Annotated in this window: 15 protein-coding genes and 1 pseudogene; 5 read left to right on the forward strand and 11 right to left on the reverse strand. The window is 44.1% G+C overall.

Annotation, left to right across the window (positions count from 1 at the left end; translation table 11 throughout):
- The first annotated feature begins 147 nt into the window (after positions 1-147).
- Positions 148-1,471: pseudogene (locus OQJ75_RS21135) on the forward strand (IS4-like element ISVbsp1 family transposase).
- A 66-nt stretch (positions 1,472-1,537) separates the two neighbouring features.
- On the opposite strand, the gene melR reads toward OQJ75_RS21135, so the two are convergent.
- Positions 1,538-2,542 carry a transcriptional regulator MelR gene (gene melR, locus OQJ75_RS21140; RefSeq protein ID WP_265974769.1) on the reverse strand — a complete coding sequence of 335 codons (1,005 nt, stop codon included), beginning with the start codon at positions 2,540-2,542 and terminating at the stop codon, positions 1,538-1,540.
- Between the two features lie 327 nt (positions 2,543-2,869).
- Between melR and OQJ75_RS21145 the strand changes: the two genes are divergently transcribed.
- Positions 2,870-4,222 (forward strand): alpha-glucosidase/alpha-galactosidase, encoded by a 1,353-nt coding sequence (locus OQJ75_RS21145; protein WP_102296939.1) that lies wholly within the window; start codon positions 2,870-2,872, stop codon positions 4,220-4,222.
- 71 nt (positions 4,223-4,293) lie between these two features.
- The gene (gene melB / locus OQJ75_RS21150; protein ID WP_265974770.1) at positions 4,294-5,721 is read left to right on the forward strand and encodes a melibiose:sodium transporter MelB; all 1,428 of its coding nucleotides are present in this window, start codon (positions 4,294-4,296) and stop codon (positions 5,719-5,721) included.
- 172 nt (positions 5,722-5,893) lie between these two features.
- Here the strand turns inward: melB and OQJ75_RS21155 are convergent, their stop codons facing one another.
- On the reverse strand, positions 5,894-6,154 hold the full coding sequence (locus OQJ75_RS21155) for a DUF5062 family protein (RefSeq protein ID WP_076679323.1): 261 nt from the start codon (positions 6,152-6,154) through the stop codon (positions 5,894-5,896).
- A 447-nt stretch (positions 6,155-6,601) separates the two neighbouring features.
- Between OQJ75_RS21155 and OQJ75_RS21160 the strand changes: the two genes are divergently transcribed.
- Entirely contained in the window at positions 6,602-6,817 is a 216-nt protein-coding gene (locus tag OQJ75_RS21160; protein WP_265974774.1) for a hypothetical protein, read from the forward strand.
- Between the two features lie 157 nt (positions 6,818-6,974).
- Here the strand turns inward: OQJ75_RS21160 and OQJ75_RS21165 are convergent, their stop codons facing one another.
- The gene (locus OQJ75_RS21165) at positions 6,975-7,406 is read right to left on the reverse strand and encodes a GNAT family N-acetyltransferase (RefSeq protein ID WP_265974776.1); all 432 of its coding nucleotides are present in this window, start codon (positions 7,404-7,406) and stop codon (positions 6,975-6,977) included.
- A gap of 119 nt (positions 7,407-7,525) precedes the next feature.
- Positions 7,526-8,182 carry a Qnr family pentapeptide repeat protein gene (locus OQJ75_RS21170; RefSeq protein ID WP_265974778.1) on the reverse strand — a complete coding sequence of 219 codons (657 nt, stop codon included), beginning with the start codon at positions 8,180-8,182 and terminating at the stop codon, positions 7,526-7,528.
- 320 nt (positions 8,183-8,502) lie between these two features.
- Between OQJ75_RS21170 and OQJ75_RS21175 the strand changes: the two genes are divergently transcribed.
- The gene (locus OQJ75_RS21175) at positions 8,503-9,093 is read left to right on the forward strand and encodes a TetR/AcrR family transcriptional regulator (protein ID WP_265119768.1); all 591 of its coding nucleotides are present in this window, start codon (positions 8,503-8,505) and stop codon (positions 9,091-9,093) included.
- 121 nt (positions 9,094-9,214) lie between these two features.
- Here OQJ75_RS21175 and OQJ75_RS21180 read toward each other — a convergent pair whose 3' ends face one another.
- The 7 genes from OQJ75_RS21180 to OQJ75_RS21210 form a co-directional block, all read right to left on the reverse strand.
- The gene (locus OQJ75_RS21180; protein ID WP_265974781.1) at positions 9,215-10,462 is read right to left on the reverse strand and encodes an anaerobic sulfatase maturase; all 1,248 of its coding nucleotides are present in this window, start codon (positions 10,460-10,462) and stop codon (positions 9,215-9,217) included.
- Between the two features lie 117 nt (positions 10,463-10,579).
- Entirely contained in the window at positions 10,580-12,325 is a 1,746-nt protein-coding gene (locus tag OQJ75_RS21185) for an arylsulfatase (RefSeq protein WP_265974782.1), read from the reverse strand.
- 107 nt (positions 12,326-12,432) lie between these two features.
- On the reverse strand, positions 12,433-12,849 hold the full coding sequence (locus OQJ75_RS21190; RefSeq protein ID WP_265974783.1) for a tetratricopeptide repeat protein: 417 nt from the start codon (positions 12,847-12,849) through the stop codon (positions 12,433-12,435).
- Between the two features lie 161 nt (positions 12,850-13,010).
- A complete protein-coding gene (locus OQJ75_RS21195; protein WP_265974784.1) occupies positions 13,011-14,216 on the reverse strand; it encodes an iron-containing alcohol dehydrogenase in 1,206 nt (401 codons plus the stop codon).
- Positions 14,217-14,439: 223 nt separating this feature from the next.
- Positions 14,440-14,883: a hypothetical protein gene (locus OQJ75_RS21200; RefSeq protein WP_004732424.1), complete on the reverse strand. Its 444-nt coding sequence runs from the start codon at positions 14,881-14,883 to the stop codon at positions 14,440-14,442.
- An 85-nt stretch (positions 14,884-14,968) separates the two neighbouring features.
- Positions 14,969-16,384: a coniferyl aldehyde dehydrogenase gene (locus OQJ75_RS21205; RefSeq protein ID WP_265974785.1), complete on the reverse strand. Its 1,416-nt coding sequence runs from the start codon at positions 16,382-16,384 to the stop codon at positions 14,969-14,971.
- A 276-nt stretch (positions 16,385-16,660) separates the two neighbouring features.
- Complete coding sequence (locus OQJ75_RS21210; protein ID WP_004732429.1) at positions 16,661-17,143, reverse strand: MarR family winged helix-turn-helix transcriptional regulator; 483 nt, start codon at positions 17,141-17,143, stop codon at positions 16,661-16,663.
- Positions 17,144-17,275 lie beyond the last annotated feature (132 nt).

Consider the following 17,275-nt stretch of genomic DNA (forward strand, 5'->3'; position numbering starts at 1 on the left):
AGCCTACTCTAAGCTTAATGGCTTGAGAGTGAGGCGGACCATATAATTAAGGCCATCATTACGATTAATGCCGATCGTTTAAGAAGACTTGAACGATCCTGCAGTTAGAAGATAATCCTCATCAACAATGTTGATGAGGATTTTTTTATGCTTGAACAAGAATTAGCAATGGCACACGAGACCATTGAAGATGCCGACAATTATGAATCTGTCGTCGACGCCATTCAGATTGAGTGGATAGAACAAGCTCTTCTTGAAACCAATAAAGCGAGCATAAGACGCCGCCGACTTCCCGCTCAGCAAGCTGTCTGGTTAGTTATTTGGATGGGGCTGCAACGCAACATGTCTATCAAAGAGGTATGCAGTTCATTAGACATCGCACTTCAGCCTAAACCTGAAGATAGCTGGTCTCGTGTTGCACCCAGTGTCCTAACTGATTCACGTCGACGTCTAGATGAGAGTCCGTTAGCGGCTCTGTTTCACACAACGGTAAAGGCTTGGAACGGAGATATCCTTCAACAAGATAAAGACTTAGAGTCTTAATGTTCTTGCTGTCGATGGGACAACATTTAGGTGTCAAGATTCCCCAGAGAACGCTGAAGAATTTGGGTTCATCTCTAAAAAATTGAAACCTTACCCTCAACTTCGTTTAGTCGCTTTGATGTCAACAGAAACTCGAATGATTATGGGGGCAGCTTTTGATGGCTGTCATGTCGGTGAAACGACCTTAGCTAAGCGTCTATTCAATGATATCCCCGCACATTCATTGACCTTATTTGATCGTTGTTATTTCTCGGCAGACCTTTTGCTGTCGTGGCAAGAGAGTGCGGAAAATACTCATTGGTTAATGCCTGCAAAACGTAAGCTACGCTATGAAGTGTTGGAGAAATATGCGGAGAACGACATGCTCATCTCAATGCCCATCTCTCCTCAAGCTCAACGGCAGAATCCGAATTTACCCGCACGTTGGGAAGCCAGATTAGTCCTATATCAAGAGCCAAAAGGTGAGATAAAAGGTTTTATTACTTCACTTACAGACCCTAGTAAATACTCGCTAGAAAGCCTGCTGCGTGTTTATTGGCAACGCTGGGAGATTGAAGAGGGTTATGGTGAAATTAAACAGACTCAACTGCAAAGTCACGTCACTTTACGAAGTCGTTTTTCTGCCGGTGTGAAGCAAGAGCTTTGGGGCGTATTACTTGCCTATAACTTAGTGCGATTAGAGATGGTTAAGATAGCTTCAGAAGCCGGGGTTCGAGCGACTAGGGTAAGCTTTACCGCCGCAATTAACCTTATAGATGCTCAGTTACGCTGGTTAGCTTTAAGTCCAGACGGAACCCTACCAGTCAAACTTAAAAGGATGAGAGAAAGTCTGAGTCACTTCATTCTTCCAGATAAAAGAAAGGACCGAACGTTTCCACGTTCAGTCCTCTTTGTTCCAGCCAAATATCCGTTTAGGTTCAAGCAGTAATGCTTATCCGAACGGCATTAACAATAGATGCTGTGGCTTTTGTTTTATCGGGTTGAATCAATACCGCTAACTGTCCGTCGTCGTTAATGGCCTTTTCCCATCACACGCGCCTTTCTCAAGGTCGTAGACGGGACTGGCTCCATGACTACTCCACCGGTGATCTTCCCTCGCTATTTTTCGATATTGCGTCGGCGTGACGCCAATGTACGTTTGGAAGGTTTCATAGAATCGGCTACTCGAATTGAAGCCCACCGTGAGTGAGATATCGAGAATGGTTCTGTCAGTATCACTCAGTAAAGCGCGAGCATGATTGATGCGCATCGCAGTAATGTACTGCTTGATGGTCATCTGCATCGTTCGTTGAAATACGTTCATTGCATAGTTGGCATGTAATCCAATATGTTCTGCGATATCTTTCACGGTTAATGGCTGGTTGTGATGCGTGGCGATGTATTCCAACATTTGGCTTACATAGAATTGAGAGTGTTTCGACACCCCTTTTGAGGTCGATTTGTCCTGTCGATTTACGAGCAGTTGTTGCCAACCATCAAGGCAGATTCGCTTAAGCATCAAGCCAATTTCATCGATGGCCAACTGCTGGCGGCTTTCTGACGAATGCTTTATCTCTTGTACCCATCGGGCAATTTCAAATTCACTCACTAACGAACAAGAATTCGATTGCAACACACTGCCGTGAGTTATCTGATTGACTAAATCTCGACTGAGAGTCCACGACATAAAATGATGAATCGGTATGTTGATGATCCCCATATTATGGCTTTGACCGGGATTGGTGAGTCGATGAGGTACCGATGCCCAAAACAAGCCAATCGATCCGCTCTTAACCACGATTGGGCTGCCGTTAATGATGTATTCCACATCGTCCCCAAAAGGAATATTCACCTCAATTTGACCATGCCAATGATAGCCGGGCATGGAGTGAGGAGCTCTAAGTTCGATATCGATTTTCTCATAGGAAGAATAGAGAGAAAGCGGGCTTACCGACACGGTCTCAGACGAGTACTTATCTAAAGTGATAATTCTCAGCGTATCAGGGGTTGACTGCGGCATATCTCGTTCCTTAGGAAATCGTATAAATGACTTTTAGCAGTTCCTCGATAATAAAACCCTGAAGACGATCATAGTGCCGAAATACCCCATTTCATAAGATCAGCACAATGTGATTAGAGTCAACATCTTAAGTGCAAAACTCGCTTCATTGCACAACCCCTCTCCTCAAAAGCCAACAAGTTATCCCATTTCCTAAGATTTCCATTCAATGATTTTAAAATATTAGAAAACGGGAGAGCTATTTGATTATCTGAGACGAATCGACGTGGGTTCTAGGTGTAATTTGTCTGTATCAACAAAGAACTCAGAGAGATAAAGGATTCCACTATGCAAAGCCCTAAGATCACATTCATCGGTGCTGGCTCAACCATTTTTGTTAAGAACATTCTTGGTGACGTTTTCCACCGTTCAGCATTACAAAACGCTCATGTCGCCTTGATGGATATTGATGAGACCCGTTTAGAAGAGTCTCACCTTGTCGTCAGTAAGTTGATGGAGTCATCAGGTGCTACTGGCTCTATTTCATGTCACTTAAATCAAAAAGAGGCACTACAAGATGCAGACTTCGTTGTCATCGCTTTCCAAATCGGCGGTTATGAACCTTGTACAGTCACGGATTTCGAGGTGTGTAAACGCCATGGCCTGGAACAAACCATCGCAGACACACTAGGCCCAGGCGGTATTATGCGCTCGCTACGCACGGTCCCGCACCTTTGGAGCGTGTGTGAAGATATGACCGAAGTTTGTCCGAACGCCACTATGCTCAACTACGTCAACCCTATGGCGATGAACACGTGGGCAATGTACGAGAAATACCCGCACATCAAACAAGTCGGTTTATGCCACTCAGTACAAGGCACAGCAGAAGAATTAGCGCGCGACCTGGACTTAGACTATTCAGACCTTCGCTATACCTGCGCTGGCATCAACCACATGGCTTACTACCTCACTCTTGAGAAGAAAACAGAAAGTGGTGAGTACATCGATATTTATCCGGATCTACTTGAAGCTTTTGAGAGTGGCCAAGCGCCTAAACCGGGTATTTATCACAATGGTCGCTGCACAAATTTGGTCCGCTACGAGATGTTCAAAAAATTGGGCTACTTTGTGACTGAGTCTTCTGAACATTTTTCGGAATACACCCCCTACTTTATCAAGCCGAACCGCCCAGATTTAATTGAACGTTATAAAGTGCCACTTGATGAGTACCCGAAGCGCTGTGTCGAGCAAATTGCCGATTGGAAACGCGACCTTCAAGAATTTAAAACAGCTGACAAAATTACCGTTGATGAGTCTCATGAGTACGCCAGCACCATCATGAATTCTATTTGGACAGGCACTCCGAGCGTTATTTACGGCAATGTAAAAAATGAAGCCTTGATCGACAACTTACCGCAAGGCTGCTGTGTTGAGGTCGCTTGTTTAGTTGATGCAAATGGTGTGCAACCGATCAAAGCTGGTCGCCTACCTAACCACTTGGCCGCATTAATGCAGACCAACATCAATGTTCAAACTCTATTAACGGAAGCCATTCTCACTGAAAACCGCGACCGTATTTATCATGCTGCGATGCTGGACCCACATACAGCCGCTGTACTTGGAATAGAAGAGATATACGCGCTGGTTGACGACTTGATTGAGGCTCATGACGGTTGGTTACCAGAGTGGGTTAACAAGTAATTTCATACTAATAAAAAATACAATAACGTGAATATTAGCGCCTTCTCACTGAGGAGGCGTAAGGAGTAGCAATGAGTATCTCTATGAATACCAAGCTAAGTTATGGCTTTGGGGCGTTTGGTAAAGACTTCGCAATCACCATCGTCTATATGTACCTAATGTTTTACTACACGGATGTAGTCGGTATTTCTGCCGCTACCGTCGGAACCATCTTTCTCGTCGCCCGTATTTGGGATGCGGTCAACGACCCAATCATGGGCTGGTTGGTCAACAATACGCGCACCCGTTGGGGCAAATTCAAACCTTGGATTTTAATTGGCACGCTCGCCAACTCTGTCGTGCTACTCATGGTGTTTAGTGCGCACTACATCGAAGGCCCTTGGCTTATCGCCTACGCCGCTGTCACTTATATTTTGTGGGGCATGACTTACACACTAATGGATATTCCTTTTTGGTCGTTAGTCCCAACACTCACCTTAGATAAACGCGAACGCGAAGAGTTAGTCCCATATCCTCGCTTCTTTGCGAGCCTCGCGTGGATAGTAACCGCTGCCATTGCAATGCCCTTCGTCAACTATGTAGGTGGTGACGACAAGGGTTTTGGGTTTCAAATATTTACGCTACTGTTGATTGCCTGTTTCTTAGTCTCGACGTTTATCACACTGCGTAATGTCAAAGAACGTTATTCAACCGCGAACCTCGACACCACACAGCCGGAAGAAAAAGTATCACTGAAAAAGCTACTGTCACTTATCTACAAAAATGACCAATTGACCAGCGTTCTCTGCATGGCACTGTCTTACAACTTGGCGACCAACATCATCACAGCCTTCGCGGTTTACTATTTCACCTATGTTGTAGGCAACGAAGAGTTGTTCCCTTACTACATGGCTTATGCAGGCATCGCAAACCTCATCACACTGGTGTTGTTTCCTAAACTCGCAAAAATGTTCTCACGCCGCACTCTATGGGCTTGTGCTTCCACTTTCCCTATTTTAGGTAGTGCTGTTCTTATCTATGTTGGCATGTACGATAAACAAAGCATTCTGTTGATTTCAACGGCGGGTGTGTTCCTACAAATCGGTACTGCCCTGTTTTGGGTACTCAACGTAATCATGGTTGCCGACACGGTCGATTATGGTGAATTTAAACTGGGTGCTCGTTGTGAAAGTATTGCCTACTCTGTGCAAACCTTAGTCGTAAAAGCAGGTTCTGCATTTGCCGCTTTCTTCATCGGTATCTCGCTCACTGCCGTTGATTATGTACCTAACGTAACGCAAAGCCCTGAAACCGTATTTGGCATGCAATGCATCATGGTCGGCCTACCTGCTTTCTTCTTTGCCATTGCGTTAATCATCTACTTCCGCTTCTACAAGCTGAACGGCGCGTATCACCAAAAAATTCAAGATCACCTCACTGAAAAGTATGACCACATCACCAACGATGGCTCAAGCACAGGAGAAGCTTCTGACCCAACGAGACCAGTGCAAGCAATCTAAACCCAAGCAACCAGCACATCATCGTTGAAACAAATCTCTGAAACGAAAAAAGCCTAGTGAGTGATCACTAGGCTTTCGTATATCACCTATCAACGGATATTGGGCGATTGCTTGTCAGTCAAAGACTCTACAAATTAGCCGATCGAGTATCAATGAAGATACCAGAACCACTTTACTTCAACGGATCGTTGTCCGGCAGAGCTTTATGAATCCATAATGCTAAACGTTTCTTGATATTCGCTCCATCAAGCTTACTTTCTGGAAGAGGCGTGATCTGATTTACTTCAACAAGGAACAAATACACCGATTTAACCTTTATCGGTTGAGATGAATGCGGCAAATCAAAACCTTGCAATTTTGCCATTTTAAAACCGACCTCTACTGCTTTTTTTACCAGCTTATCTTCATTAATGATCTTAGCGGTTTTCGACATTTTATCTCCATCATCTTTACCGAATGAGCATTGAGTATATCAAACAGAATAGAAGACAAGATCACCGCGCTCTCAAATCGAAAACTCTTTCTGATAAATAACATAAAACGAATCACCGATTAGAAGTCAATTATAGTCTGGCTCACATTCGCGAGGTGAATAACAATAAGCAAACGGTATCTTAATAAAATACTCAATAAATGAGATCCTCAGCCAAGAAACTAAAAAACGAGTAATATTTGACTTACCACTCTAAAGAATACGGAATATTATTATTCAAGCTTAGATATGAGCATTTCATCAAAAATCAATAAGATACTGTTATTTAACTAGTTTTATACGAAACTGACTCAGATCATATTTACAGTCACCCGTAACGAAAACTTATTTACAAAACACTCACTAAGAAAATAGAATAAACCCACTAAATTTATAATGGTGTTAAAAATGCGTTACCTTTGGGCTTCATTCTGTCATAAAAACCCGATTCTAGGCCGAATCGTTCATATCGCGGTTGTGCTGGTAGCGTTAGCTTCTATCGTCATTCCATTGATTTCAAAAGACGCCACAACCATCATAGCCTCACTGTGTGTCGCGCTAGTATGCTTTGTCCTGTTCGTGTTCTTTGCACTCAGCGACAAAATGCGTTCAGGTATGCATTAATCAGCTAATCTACCCTCTATTCACCAAGCATTCTCTTTTTCTAAAACTCATTATAAAATGCTGGTTACCAGATACGGAAAAGGCCAAAGTTATTAGCTTTGGCCTTTTCTTCTAGCGACTGTAGTTGATTACAACCGGGTGATACGACAACCGAGTCTTACAGCGTCATATGCAGAATTGGAAATGGTTTTCCCATGTCATCAAGTGGAGAGCGTGATTCAATTTTGAACCCCATGTACTGATAGAAACCTACCGCTTGTGGGTTTTGTTCATTGACGTCAACTTTGGTGGCTGCTAGCTGCTCAATCGCATGTTGCAACAAAACCGTACCTACTCCTTGCCCTCGAACTTCATTCAAAACGAAAAGCATCTCGATTTTTGCATCATGGACACCCACGAAGCCAACAATCGAACCACTTTCATTTTTAACGCATTTCAAAGAAACCGCAGGGAACGCATGTTCCATGATGATAGGTTTGAAAAACTCAATATCTTCTTCTGTAATAAAGTCATGAGTTGCTCGGACTGAATTTTCCCAAACCTTAAGCATTTCTGCGTAATCTTCAGGAAGCACATTTTCTATAGTCATAATTTTCTCTGGATTGAACTGAATATAAACATGTGCAGCCGCGAGGCTATAGTGTAACAAGCGTTAGTCACACAAAACAACACTGTTCACTATTCGCTTTCCTAGCTCCAACCACTCTATTAGTCAAGCATCACAACAATGCCCATACTTTCAAGCAGTTGCTCTTGCTGCCAAGCCACAATTTTAATGCCCGATGTATCGACCTTACGAGGGTCTAAACCGTCTAACTCAGCATGGCACAAGTTTGCGCCTTGCATGCTGAACTGTCCCCATACATCTTCCGAGAACACACCTCGGCTGAGATCAGACTCTTTCAATGACGCGCCGCCAAGGTAAGTGCCTATCCAACGGTTCTCAAACAGTTCGCACTTCTCTAAACAAGCCTGTTCAAAATTAGCGTAAGACAGGTTGCAACCCGTGATGTATGCCGAGCAAAAATACATGCGATTGCTCACCTGATTGGCAAAATTCGCACGAGTAAAGTTCGCCCCTTTCAAGTCGCATTCACGTAGCTCAATACCATAGCAATTCGCGTTACTAAAATTCGCCATCGCCAACTGACAATTCTGAAAACTTGCATCTCGTAAGTCGGCAATATCAAAGTGGCATCCCTCAATATCGCCTTGCTCAATAAACTTACAGTTAATAAACGTTGCATCACGTAAGTTCGAACGTCTGAAATCACAACGGATAAACGTGCAGGCTGTAAATGTAAGCTCTGATAAATCTTGCTGAGCAAAACTGTGGTGATGATAAGTGCTGTTATTGGTGTCCATTTAGCCCCCTAAAGAAATTAAGCTAAGACTACCATTGCGACCTTAAGAAAACACCAAATTAAAAATCAACAAAAACAGCAACTTAAAACACCCTGATTTAGCCATTTTAAGGCACCAAACAAGCCCTTTAAGGTTGTTATTTTCGATTTATAGGATGTGCTTATCTTGAAAAAAGTTTTGTCGCTTAGAAGTGCCAATAAGAGAAAAAGTTACTTTGACGAAACGAGTCAATTATTGACCGCGTCCTAACGCGCTAGACTGGACGGTTGGTATGTTGATCGTTACACTATTCCTCATTCTCAGCATAAAGAGTAAGAACAATGAAAGACATGCGACAAGCTATGCTCGATGCAGGGTTTAGCCTTATTAATGAACACGGGTTTGCTGGTGTTGGCTTGATGAAAATCATCAACCAAGCGGAAGGCACGAAGGGTTCTTTTTACCATTACTTCAAATCCAAAGAACACTTTGGTGAAATCCTTCTTACCAACTACTTTGATGAGCACCTCGCTAAGCTGGACGACTTTTTAAGTGATGAGTCGCTTTCTCGTCGTGACCGCGTAAAAGCCTATTTCGAGTTTTGGTGTGCATCGAAACTGACTGAAGACTTCAATATCCAATGTCTTGTCGTAAAACTGGCGGGAGAAGTATCTGGGTCTGCTAACCCGTTACAGTCCACAATGGCAATAGGTGCAGAAAAGATCATCCTGCGTATGGCGAAGCTATTTGAAGAAGGCAATGAGACCGGTGATTTCACGATCGCAGAGCCCGAATCGCTGTCTCGAATGCTTTATGGCCTATGGCTAGGCTCAACGCTCATGGCCGCCATGCAGCGTAACCGTTCGATTCTAAACAATGCCATGGAAGAGACTCTTCTCGTCATGAGCCCAGCCCAGGAATCGGCTGACTAGATACCCGTTACCAAATACCAAATACCAAATACCAAATACCAAATACCAAAAGGCTCGCATAATTTATGCGAGCCTTCTATCTTACTGTAAACATTGATTAAATCGATTCACGCTTACTCCGTCATCCCAGACGAGACGGAATATTATTAGCTTTGAGTAAGCCCTTAATAACAGGGTCGATATACTTGAAGAAGCTCAGCCATCCTCCACAGAGATAATTTAACCCAGCCTCACCATCTCGACTTTTGATGATGCGGTTTTTAGGGCACTCGCCATGGCATGCAAATTTAAACTCACAGGCTTGGCATTGTTTCGGCAGAGACTTCTGTTTGGCGAACCCAAAACGCTGCTGCTTTGACGAAAAGGCTAAAGTTGAAAGTGCTTGTTCCTGAATATTACCCAGCTGAAATTCAGGAAAGACATAATGGTCACATGAGTACACATCGCCATTGGGCTCAACTGCTAACCCTTTGCCGCAGATCTCACTCAAGGTGCACATGGTGCTTTCTCTGCCCATCCATACGCCGACAAAATTTTCAAAGTACGGCACTAATACCCGACCAAAATCATGTTCGAACCACTCGTCAAAAATGGTAGTGAGGAATTCTCCCCATTGCACTGAATCGACGCTCCAAGCTTCAACCTCGCCTGATACGGGTATGATCGCTTGTTGGTTGCTCAACCATTTATTGTTGGTGTGAGCTTCGCGCTTATCGACCACAGGAATAAACTGCAATTGCTTCGAACCCACTTCATCACGTAGAAAGCGATAGACCTCTAATGGATACTTTCCTGTCACATCATTCACGCAGCTTAGGGTCGCGAACTCGACGTTATGTTGCTTCAAGTAGCGAATGCCGCGCATTGTTTGAGAAAAAGTACCTTTGCCTGCACGGTTGGTTCGGTAGTGATTGTGTAAGTGCTCTGGGCCGTCAATACTCACACCAATGATAAAGTCATTGTTCTTGAAGAACTCACACCACGCATCATTCAGTAACGTGCCGTTGGTTTGAAGGTCATTGCTGATCTTGCTGTAGCTAGGGCAATATTTTTTCTGCAGTGCGACCACCTTTTGAAAATATTCAATCCCCAATAAAGTAGGTTCTCCACCATGCCAAGAAAAGATGATTTCAGGTGTATTCTGCCCTTCTATATATTGCTTGATATAACGCTCTAACAGAGCTTCATCCATCGTATATTGAGAGCCTTTTGGGTATTCAAGCAGCTGTTGTTTTTCTAAGTAATAACAGTAGGTGCAACTGATATTACACACCGCCCCAATGGGTTTTGCTAACGCCTGAAGTTTGCTGTGTGCTTTGCCATTGAACTGCGGAACTGAACTCAAATTTGATAGCGATAATGTCGTCATGAAGAGTGCCTCGATGTAAAAGTTATTGTATTAGCCAAAACAATTCGTAATTCCTTTACACGGTGTTCATCGGCCAACCAAGCTTGATGGCATTAGGTTGGCCGAGTGGTTTTTCCTCTATTTCACGTTTTCAAACGGGTTCCACGCTTCGTCAACCGGGACGATATTTTGCGCTTTTTCGTATTCTTGATATTCAGCGACCATTTCAAGGAACAGATCTGGCATTTCATTTCTCAAGTCATGTTGCTCAGCTGGATCTTTCTTGGTGTTGTATAAGTGCCACTCACTGTCACCGCCCATTCCCGTAGAAATTCGGATGATCTTATGATCACCTTTAAGCAGAATTCCGCTACCAAACAATTCAAATGGAATCGCATTGTTGGCACTGTGCACGTCTGCCGTTTCCCCTTTGAAGTAAGGCAACAAGCTCACACCACTCATCGGCGCCACGTCTCGACCTTGATATTCGGTTCCTGGATGCTCTACCTCAGCAATCTCAAGAATCGTGGCTGCGATGTCCTTCACTTGAGATAAGTCGTCTGTCTGAGTTCCCGGTTGCAACGCATCTTCACCGTCTAAAAGCGCTTTGGCTGGCTTAACGATAAATGGCACACGGATACCGCCCTCTGCTGTGTAAGCTTTGTACCAAGATAGGCCACCGGTTGAAGCACTTGCCCACTCAGGACCAAGTGACACACTGGAGTTCGCCTTACCCAGGTTTTCAGTCGAATTATCGAAATGATGAGCAGTCCACGTTCGGATCAAATCACTGATATTTTCACCGGTAATATCCGCCGCTTCTGGGCCATTATCCGCTAGGTACATGATGTAAGTATTATCGTATTCCCCGATTTCTTTCAGGTAATCGACTATCTGACCGACTTGTTGGTCCTGCATTTCCATCATGCCCATCGCGACAGCCATTTTCTTGCCGTACCACTTTTGTTCTTTCTCAGAAAGCGAGTCCCAAGGGCGGCTTAATGCGTTACGATCTGAAATATCGGCGTCTTTTGGAATCACACCCATCTCTTTCATGCGTTGGAAACGATCTTCTCGAACCGAGTCCCAACCATGCTCGACGTAGTAATCAACTTTATCTTGATAGGAAGACTCAGGCGCTTGCAATGGCAGGTGAATACCGGTGAATGGGACGTAAGCGAAGAAAGGCTTACCGTCGTCTTTTTTGCTGTCGATCATCTTGATGATCTCGTTGGTGTAAACTTGGTCTGAGTACTCGCCTTTGTACTTGTCCTCAACCACTTCACCGTTACGGTAAGTTGGCTCAACTTCGACGCCGGGAATATCCCCTTTTTGCAGCGCATCCGCTGTCGCGGCATTTTTGGCCGGGAACATCATATCTCGATTAAAGTGATTCGAGCCGCCCGCTAAGATACCGTAACTCTCTTCAAAACCTCGATCGTCAGGTAAGAAACCATCGTCGTGCCCCAAGTGCCATTTCCCAGAGAGGTAAGTGTTATAACCACTCTCTTTAAGCAGCGTTGCGACCGTAACCCCTTTCTTGGTGAGGTAACCTTCATAACCCGGCTTGCCAATCGCACCCGGATAGACAGCATAGTCGAAGGTGCCTAGCCCAACCTCGTGGCTATTTGCTCCGGTTAACATCATAGAGCGCGTTACCGATGAGGTTGGTGACGCGTGAAAGTTAGTAAACTTAACCCCCTCTTCAGCCAGCGCCATTAGGTTTGGTGTATTGGCTTCTGAGCCATAAGGCTGAGTATCGGCAAAGCCCACATCATCGCCAACAATGACAACAATATTCGGTTTTTCTGATTCTGCGGCCAGAGCAGCACTGCTTGCCGCGGCCATTGCAGTGAAGACTAAAGATTTCTTGAATGTCTGCATAAGACGTTCTCCAATTTCTGTGATTAACTTTTTCAGTAATTAACTTTTCTGCGAATAACTTTTTCTGAGGCTAACCTTTCTGTGATTAACCTGAGTTAGGATTTGAATTAGTGCGCGGCTTGCGACATCCAATGTAATAAGTCGAGCGCGGGGTCATACTCTTGAGCTGCTGCCATGCCAATCCAGGTGACAGCCTCCGCTTGGCTGGCTTGAACGCCACTTCCAGAGATATACATCAACCCAAGCTGTGTTTGAGCTTCAGGGCTACCGTTATTGGCTGCGGTGACGAACCACTCCGCGGCTTTTTCATCATTCTGTTCTACGCCATCTCCGCTCAGATATAAGTAAGCGACAGAGAGCTGGGCATCCAATTGCCCTTGGTAAGCTTCATCCAACAGTTGCACGACATCTTGATGCTGTTCAGATAAAGCCGTAGAGCTTTCGCTTCCAACGCTTGCCTTGGCAAAAAGCAGAACAGCCAAAACACCAGTCAGAATCACGGTAGTTAAACGTTTATTGAACATTTATTTCCCTCCTCAGGAATAAAGGTCACAACGTCCCTGTCGAGTGAATTAGGTGAAAAGTAGAAACGGCGCGATGATGCACAAGCTCGATAGCAATACGTTTTCAATCTTCATAATTTATCCTCGATTTACAGTGAATTTTTGGATGCTTAATCGGACGACTAAATTGATTTTTCTATAATCTGTTCAATCGTTTGTTTTGAGATTGGGTAGAACTGGAAGCAGATATCTTTCTCAATCGCTTGAGCAATATTGCGCTTCTCTTGGTCATCAAATTCCCAGCTACTGAAACGCTTCATCGCGCCAACTTGGGTTTGGAAATTGCGTAAGAAATCCAACACTCGCTGGTAAATCATCTCGTCCGTTCCAGCGCTCTCTAGCGAGAATGCTTGAGCCAATTTAATTGCGTTCGGCATATAGAATTCCGGCAGTGCTTCAATCACAACTGGCATCAGTACCGTGTTAGCGTCGCCATGCGGGATATGGCTAATCGCACCAAAGGCATGGGCACAGTTATGGATAGGGATGCCACCTAATGATGAATAAAACGCAGAAATCGCCATCGTGCTCGCCTGAAGAAGATTGCCACGTGCCGTTAGGTTTTCTGGTTCCTCAAGTGCCACGAGTAAGTTTTCAACAATCAGTTTTGCAGCTTGAATGCCATAAGCATCGGTAAAGGCATTGCTCATTGGAGAAACAATGGCCTCAACAGCGTGCGTTAATGCATCCATTGCGGTTGAACGAGTCAGATGAGCAGGCAGCTTTGTGGTGACGGTCGGATCAAGAATCGCAATGTCAGCCTCCAAACCAGACGCTACTAAGCTTGCCTTAATGTTTTCATGCTCGTTGTAAAAAACCGCAATCGGAGAAGCTTCAGCGCCCGTACCAGCTGTTGTTGGTACGGCAATATGAGGTACTCGAATGTCTTCATTGTTTGGCCATACTTCCATAAAGCCACCACCAGCAATCACGGTACGGATATCATCAATCTGCTTATGAAGTGCATATTTCACGCCCTTAGAAGCATCAATCACACTGCCACCACCAACAGACAAGATCGCATCAGCATTGACGCTGTTTGCAAATTCAATTGCAGCGTTGATGTTGTCGCAAGTCGCGTCTGGCGCGATATCGGTGTACACACCAACAAGTTGAACTGCTTGTTCATTACCTAGCTGGTTCACCTTTTCGTTTACAAACAACGCCGAGAACTGCTCAACAAAACCAAGAGACTCCAAGCCTTTATCAGAAAAGAGCACGACTCTTTGCGCACCTAAGCGACCAAAAAGAGAAGGGATATTTTCAATGCCATTCTCTTGAGCATGAACAATGGTTTTAAGTTGAAAGTTAAAATTATTGGTTGTCATGGTATTTACCTCATTTCTAGTTGATGACTAAACAATAACCAATACAAACCGGTCGGTCTAGAGTGTTAATGTCAAAGATATGTCAATTAAGATCTTTATGGATCATTGCCCCAAAACGAAAAAAGCCCGCAAATGCGGGCTGTAGTAATAAGTTAGTGAGTGATCATTAAATAAGTGTCATTGACTCACCATGAGCAACTTATTAACTATTAACTATTAACTATTAACGAAGATGAGCTGGCACCTTGCTTTTGTCTCTAGTGAGGTAGTAATACAGATAAACTAAAGAGTAGACAGTCACAAATCCATCGAGCGCAAACACACCGCTCCAACCATAAAACCACTCATAATCGTTGATACACACGTTGTATAAGAATATGCCCACAAACATCGACTTCTCAAATGCACTGTAAATCATGGTCGAAGTACGCAGCGATTTGTACTTCGCCGAGAACATCAACAACACACCAATACAGCCAACCATGACTCCCCAGTGTTGATAGGTACCCATAAGATACTCTTTGTTCACCATCATCGTATCGTTGTACGAGAACAGCGTTTGCATACTCCAATCAGGCGCAAGGAAAGTAGAGAAAGCGGTTGCAGTTAAGAATCCTGTAACCATCAAATACGCTTTCATCGTTCGTTCAAAAAATCGTTCCAACATAAAAATAACCTCTTAAAATAACGTCGTAAAAATAATTTCTTATAAATAACTTCTTGTAGATAAATTGGGTAATGACAGAAATGATTTACTTGCCAAGCATGCTCATCACTGCGGTCTTTAATTCGTTGTCTTCTTTTGAAAACAGATGCTTAACTCGATGATCTAAGCCCGTTTCCAAGACTGTTTTGGCATGGGAGAAAGTAAGGAAACCTTCTTTACCGTGATAATTGCCCTGCCCTGATTCACCAATGCCACCAAACGGCGCGTCATCAACCGCTAAATGAAAAACACAGTCATTGATACACATTCCACCGGAATGAACTTGGTGTTTAACCTGAGCTTGTAAGCTCAAATCAAAGCTCATTAGATAGAGCGCTAACGGCCTTGGTTTGCTATTGATGACTTGGAACGCCTCTTTGATATTGCGATACGTAATCAAGGGTAATAGTGGGCCGAAAATCTCTTCGTTCATCACCTTGGATGACAGGCTTGGTTCAACAATCAGGTGCGTCACCAAACGGTGGTTATCTAAGTCCATCGCTTCGTCATGGCAAGCGACGGTTCGCATTCCAGCTTGTCGTTCTTCATTCAACAAACCAACTATGCGGTCGCATTGACGAGGATTGATTAGAGACGTCAAGCTATCGGAATACACCCCTTCATCGAACAGCAATTGGTACTGTTTTTTATACTCTTGAATGAAAGATTCAACTTTCCCTTCAGGTAGCAATACATAGTCAGGAGCCACACACACCTGCCCGTTATTGAGGCTCTTACCATAAATGATTCGCTCAACCGCGATATCAATTGGCATGTCTTCTGCAACGATAACCGGTGACTTACCGCCTAGCTCTAGCGTGACTGGAGTTAGCGTGTCAGCCGCTGACTTCATCACTTGGCGACCCACTTGGGTTGACCCCGTAAACAGAAGATGATCAAACGGCAATGCCGAAAATGCGGCTGCGATTTCTACCTCACCTTCAACCAAGCACACCTCATCGGCATGGAAAACTTCTGCCAATAGCGATCTTAATACTTGGTTCGTCGCAGGGGTAAATTCACTCATCTTGATCATGGCGCGATTGCCCGCTGCAAACGCCGAAATAAGCGGGCCGACGGATAACATGATCGGGAAGTTCCACGGAGCAATGATCCCAACAACGCCTTTGGGTTGATAAACCACTTCAACACGAGAGGTTGAAAGCAAAGGGCCGGAATGACGAATCGAAGATGTCGACCAATGAGGTAAACACTCAATGCTGTGATCGATATTTCCGATACAAGGCAATATGTCGGCCATCAAAGTGTCTTGTCGACTGCGGTGACCATAGTCCTCACTCACGGCTAAACACAAGCGATCTGTGTAATCGATAAGCGCAGATTTAAGTGCAAGCAACTGCTCAATTCTCACCGATACCGCTGGCATCGGGTTCTGTGCAAAAGCTCCCTGCATGTTGTTCAACGTCATGGTCATTTGTGTTGGCGTCAATTCGTATTTCATACATCACCTCGTGGTTAAGATGAGCACACAATAATACAAATCAGACCGGTCGGTCTATGTTTTTATTGTCAGAGAATCGTCAATGCATTTTTGAATACAAATAAATAAGGTGATTACAACGTAGGGTTAAAAACCAGGGAGATTTAAAATAGAAGGGTGTAGCGAACAGGCAGTATAACTAGAAACTTTACATGGTGAGATCAAAAATGGCCGCTTAATGCGACCATTTAATAACTCTTTAAGTTTTTGTTTTAAATAGACAATTTAAAATTAACGTTAGCTTTTGGCTACGTTTGCAATGCCTTCAAGCTGAAGCACTGGAGCAGCGTCGATGTCTTCTGCGTTCATCATTGCTGATACACGCTGCATCGAAGAAAGCAGTAAGCTTTGCTCCCACGTCTCTAGGTTTTGGAATTTTTTCACGAAATTATCTTGCAGCGGCGGTGGCGCATTGTTTAGCAACTCTTGACCTTTCTCAGTCAGGTTCGCGTGTACTTTGCGGCGGTCCGATGAACTGCGTACTCGTTGTACATAGCCATTTAACTCTAGACGGTCGATGATCGTCGTCGTCGTTGCTTGGCTTACATTGGTCTGATTAGACAATTCTTTGATCGTCACATTACCCATTTCTTGGATTGCTCTCATTAAGATTAATTGAGGGCCAGTCAAACCATACTCTTTACTCAGCTTCTTCGAGTGTAAATCGATAGCGCGAATAATTTGGCGAATAGCGACCAGGATTTCGTCATGTTTGTCCAAGATGCAGACCTTTGTACTAATATACTGTGAATGGTTTTACAGTGTCGAAGCGATGAAATGTCTCGAGTGATTACGTCACGCGCGCTCGAATTACACTGTAAATTGATAAATTACTTCATTGATTTTTCCGCA

The organism is Vibrio sp. 14G-20 (assembly GCF_026241515.1).
GTDB lineage: Bacteria > Pseudomonadota > Gammaproteobacteria > Enterobacterales > Vibrionaceae > Vibrio.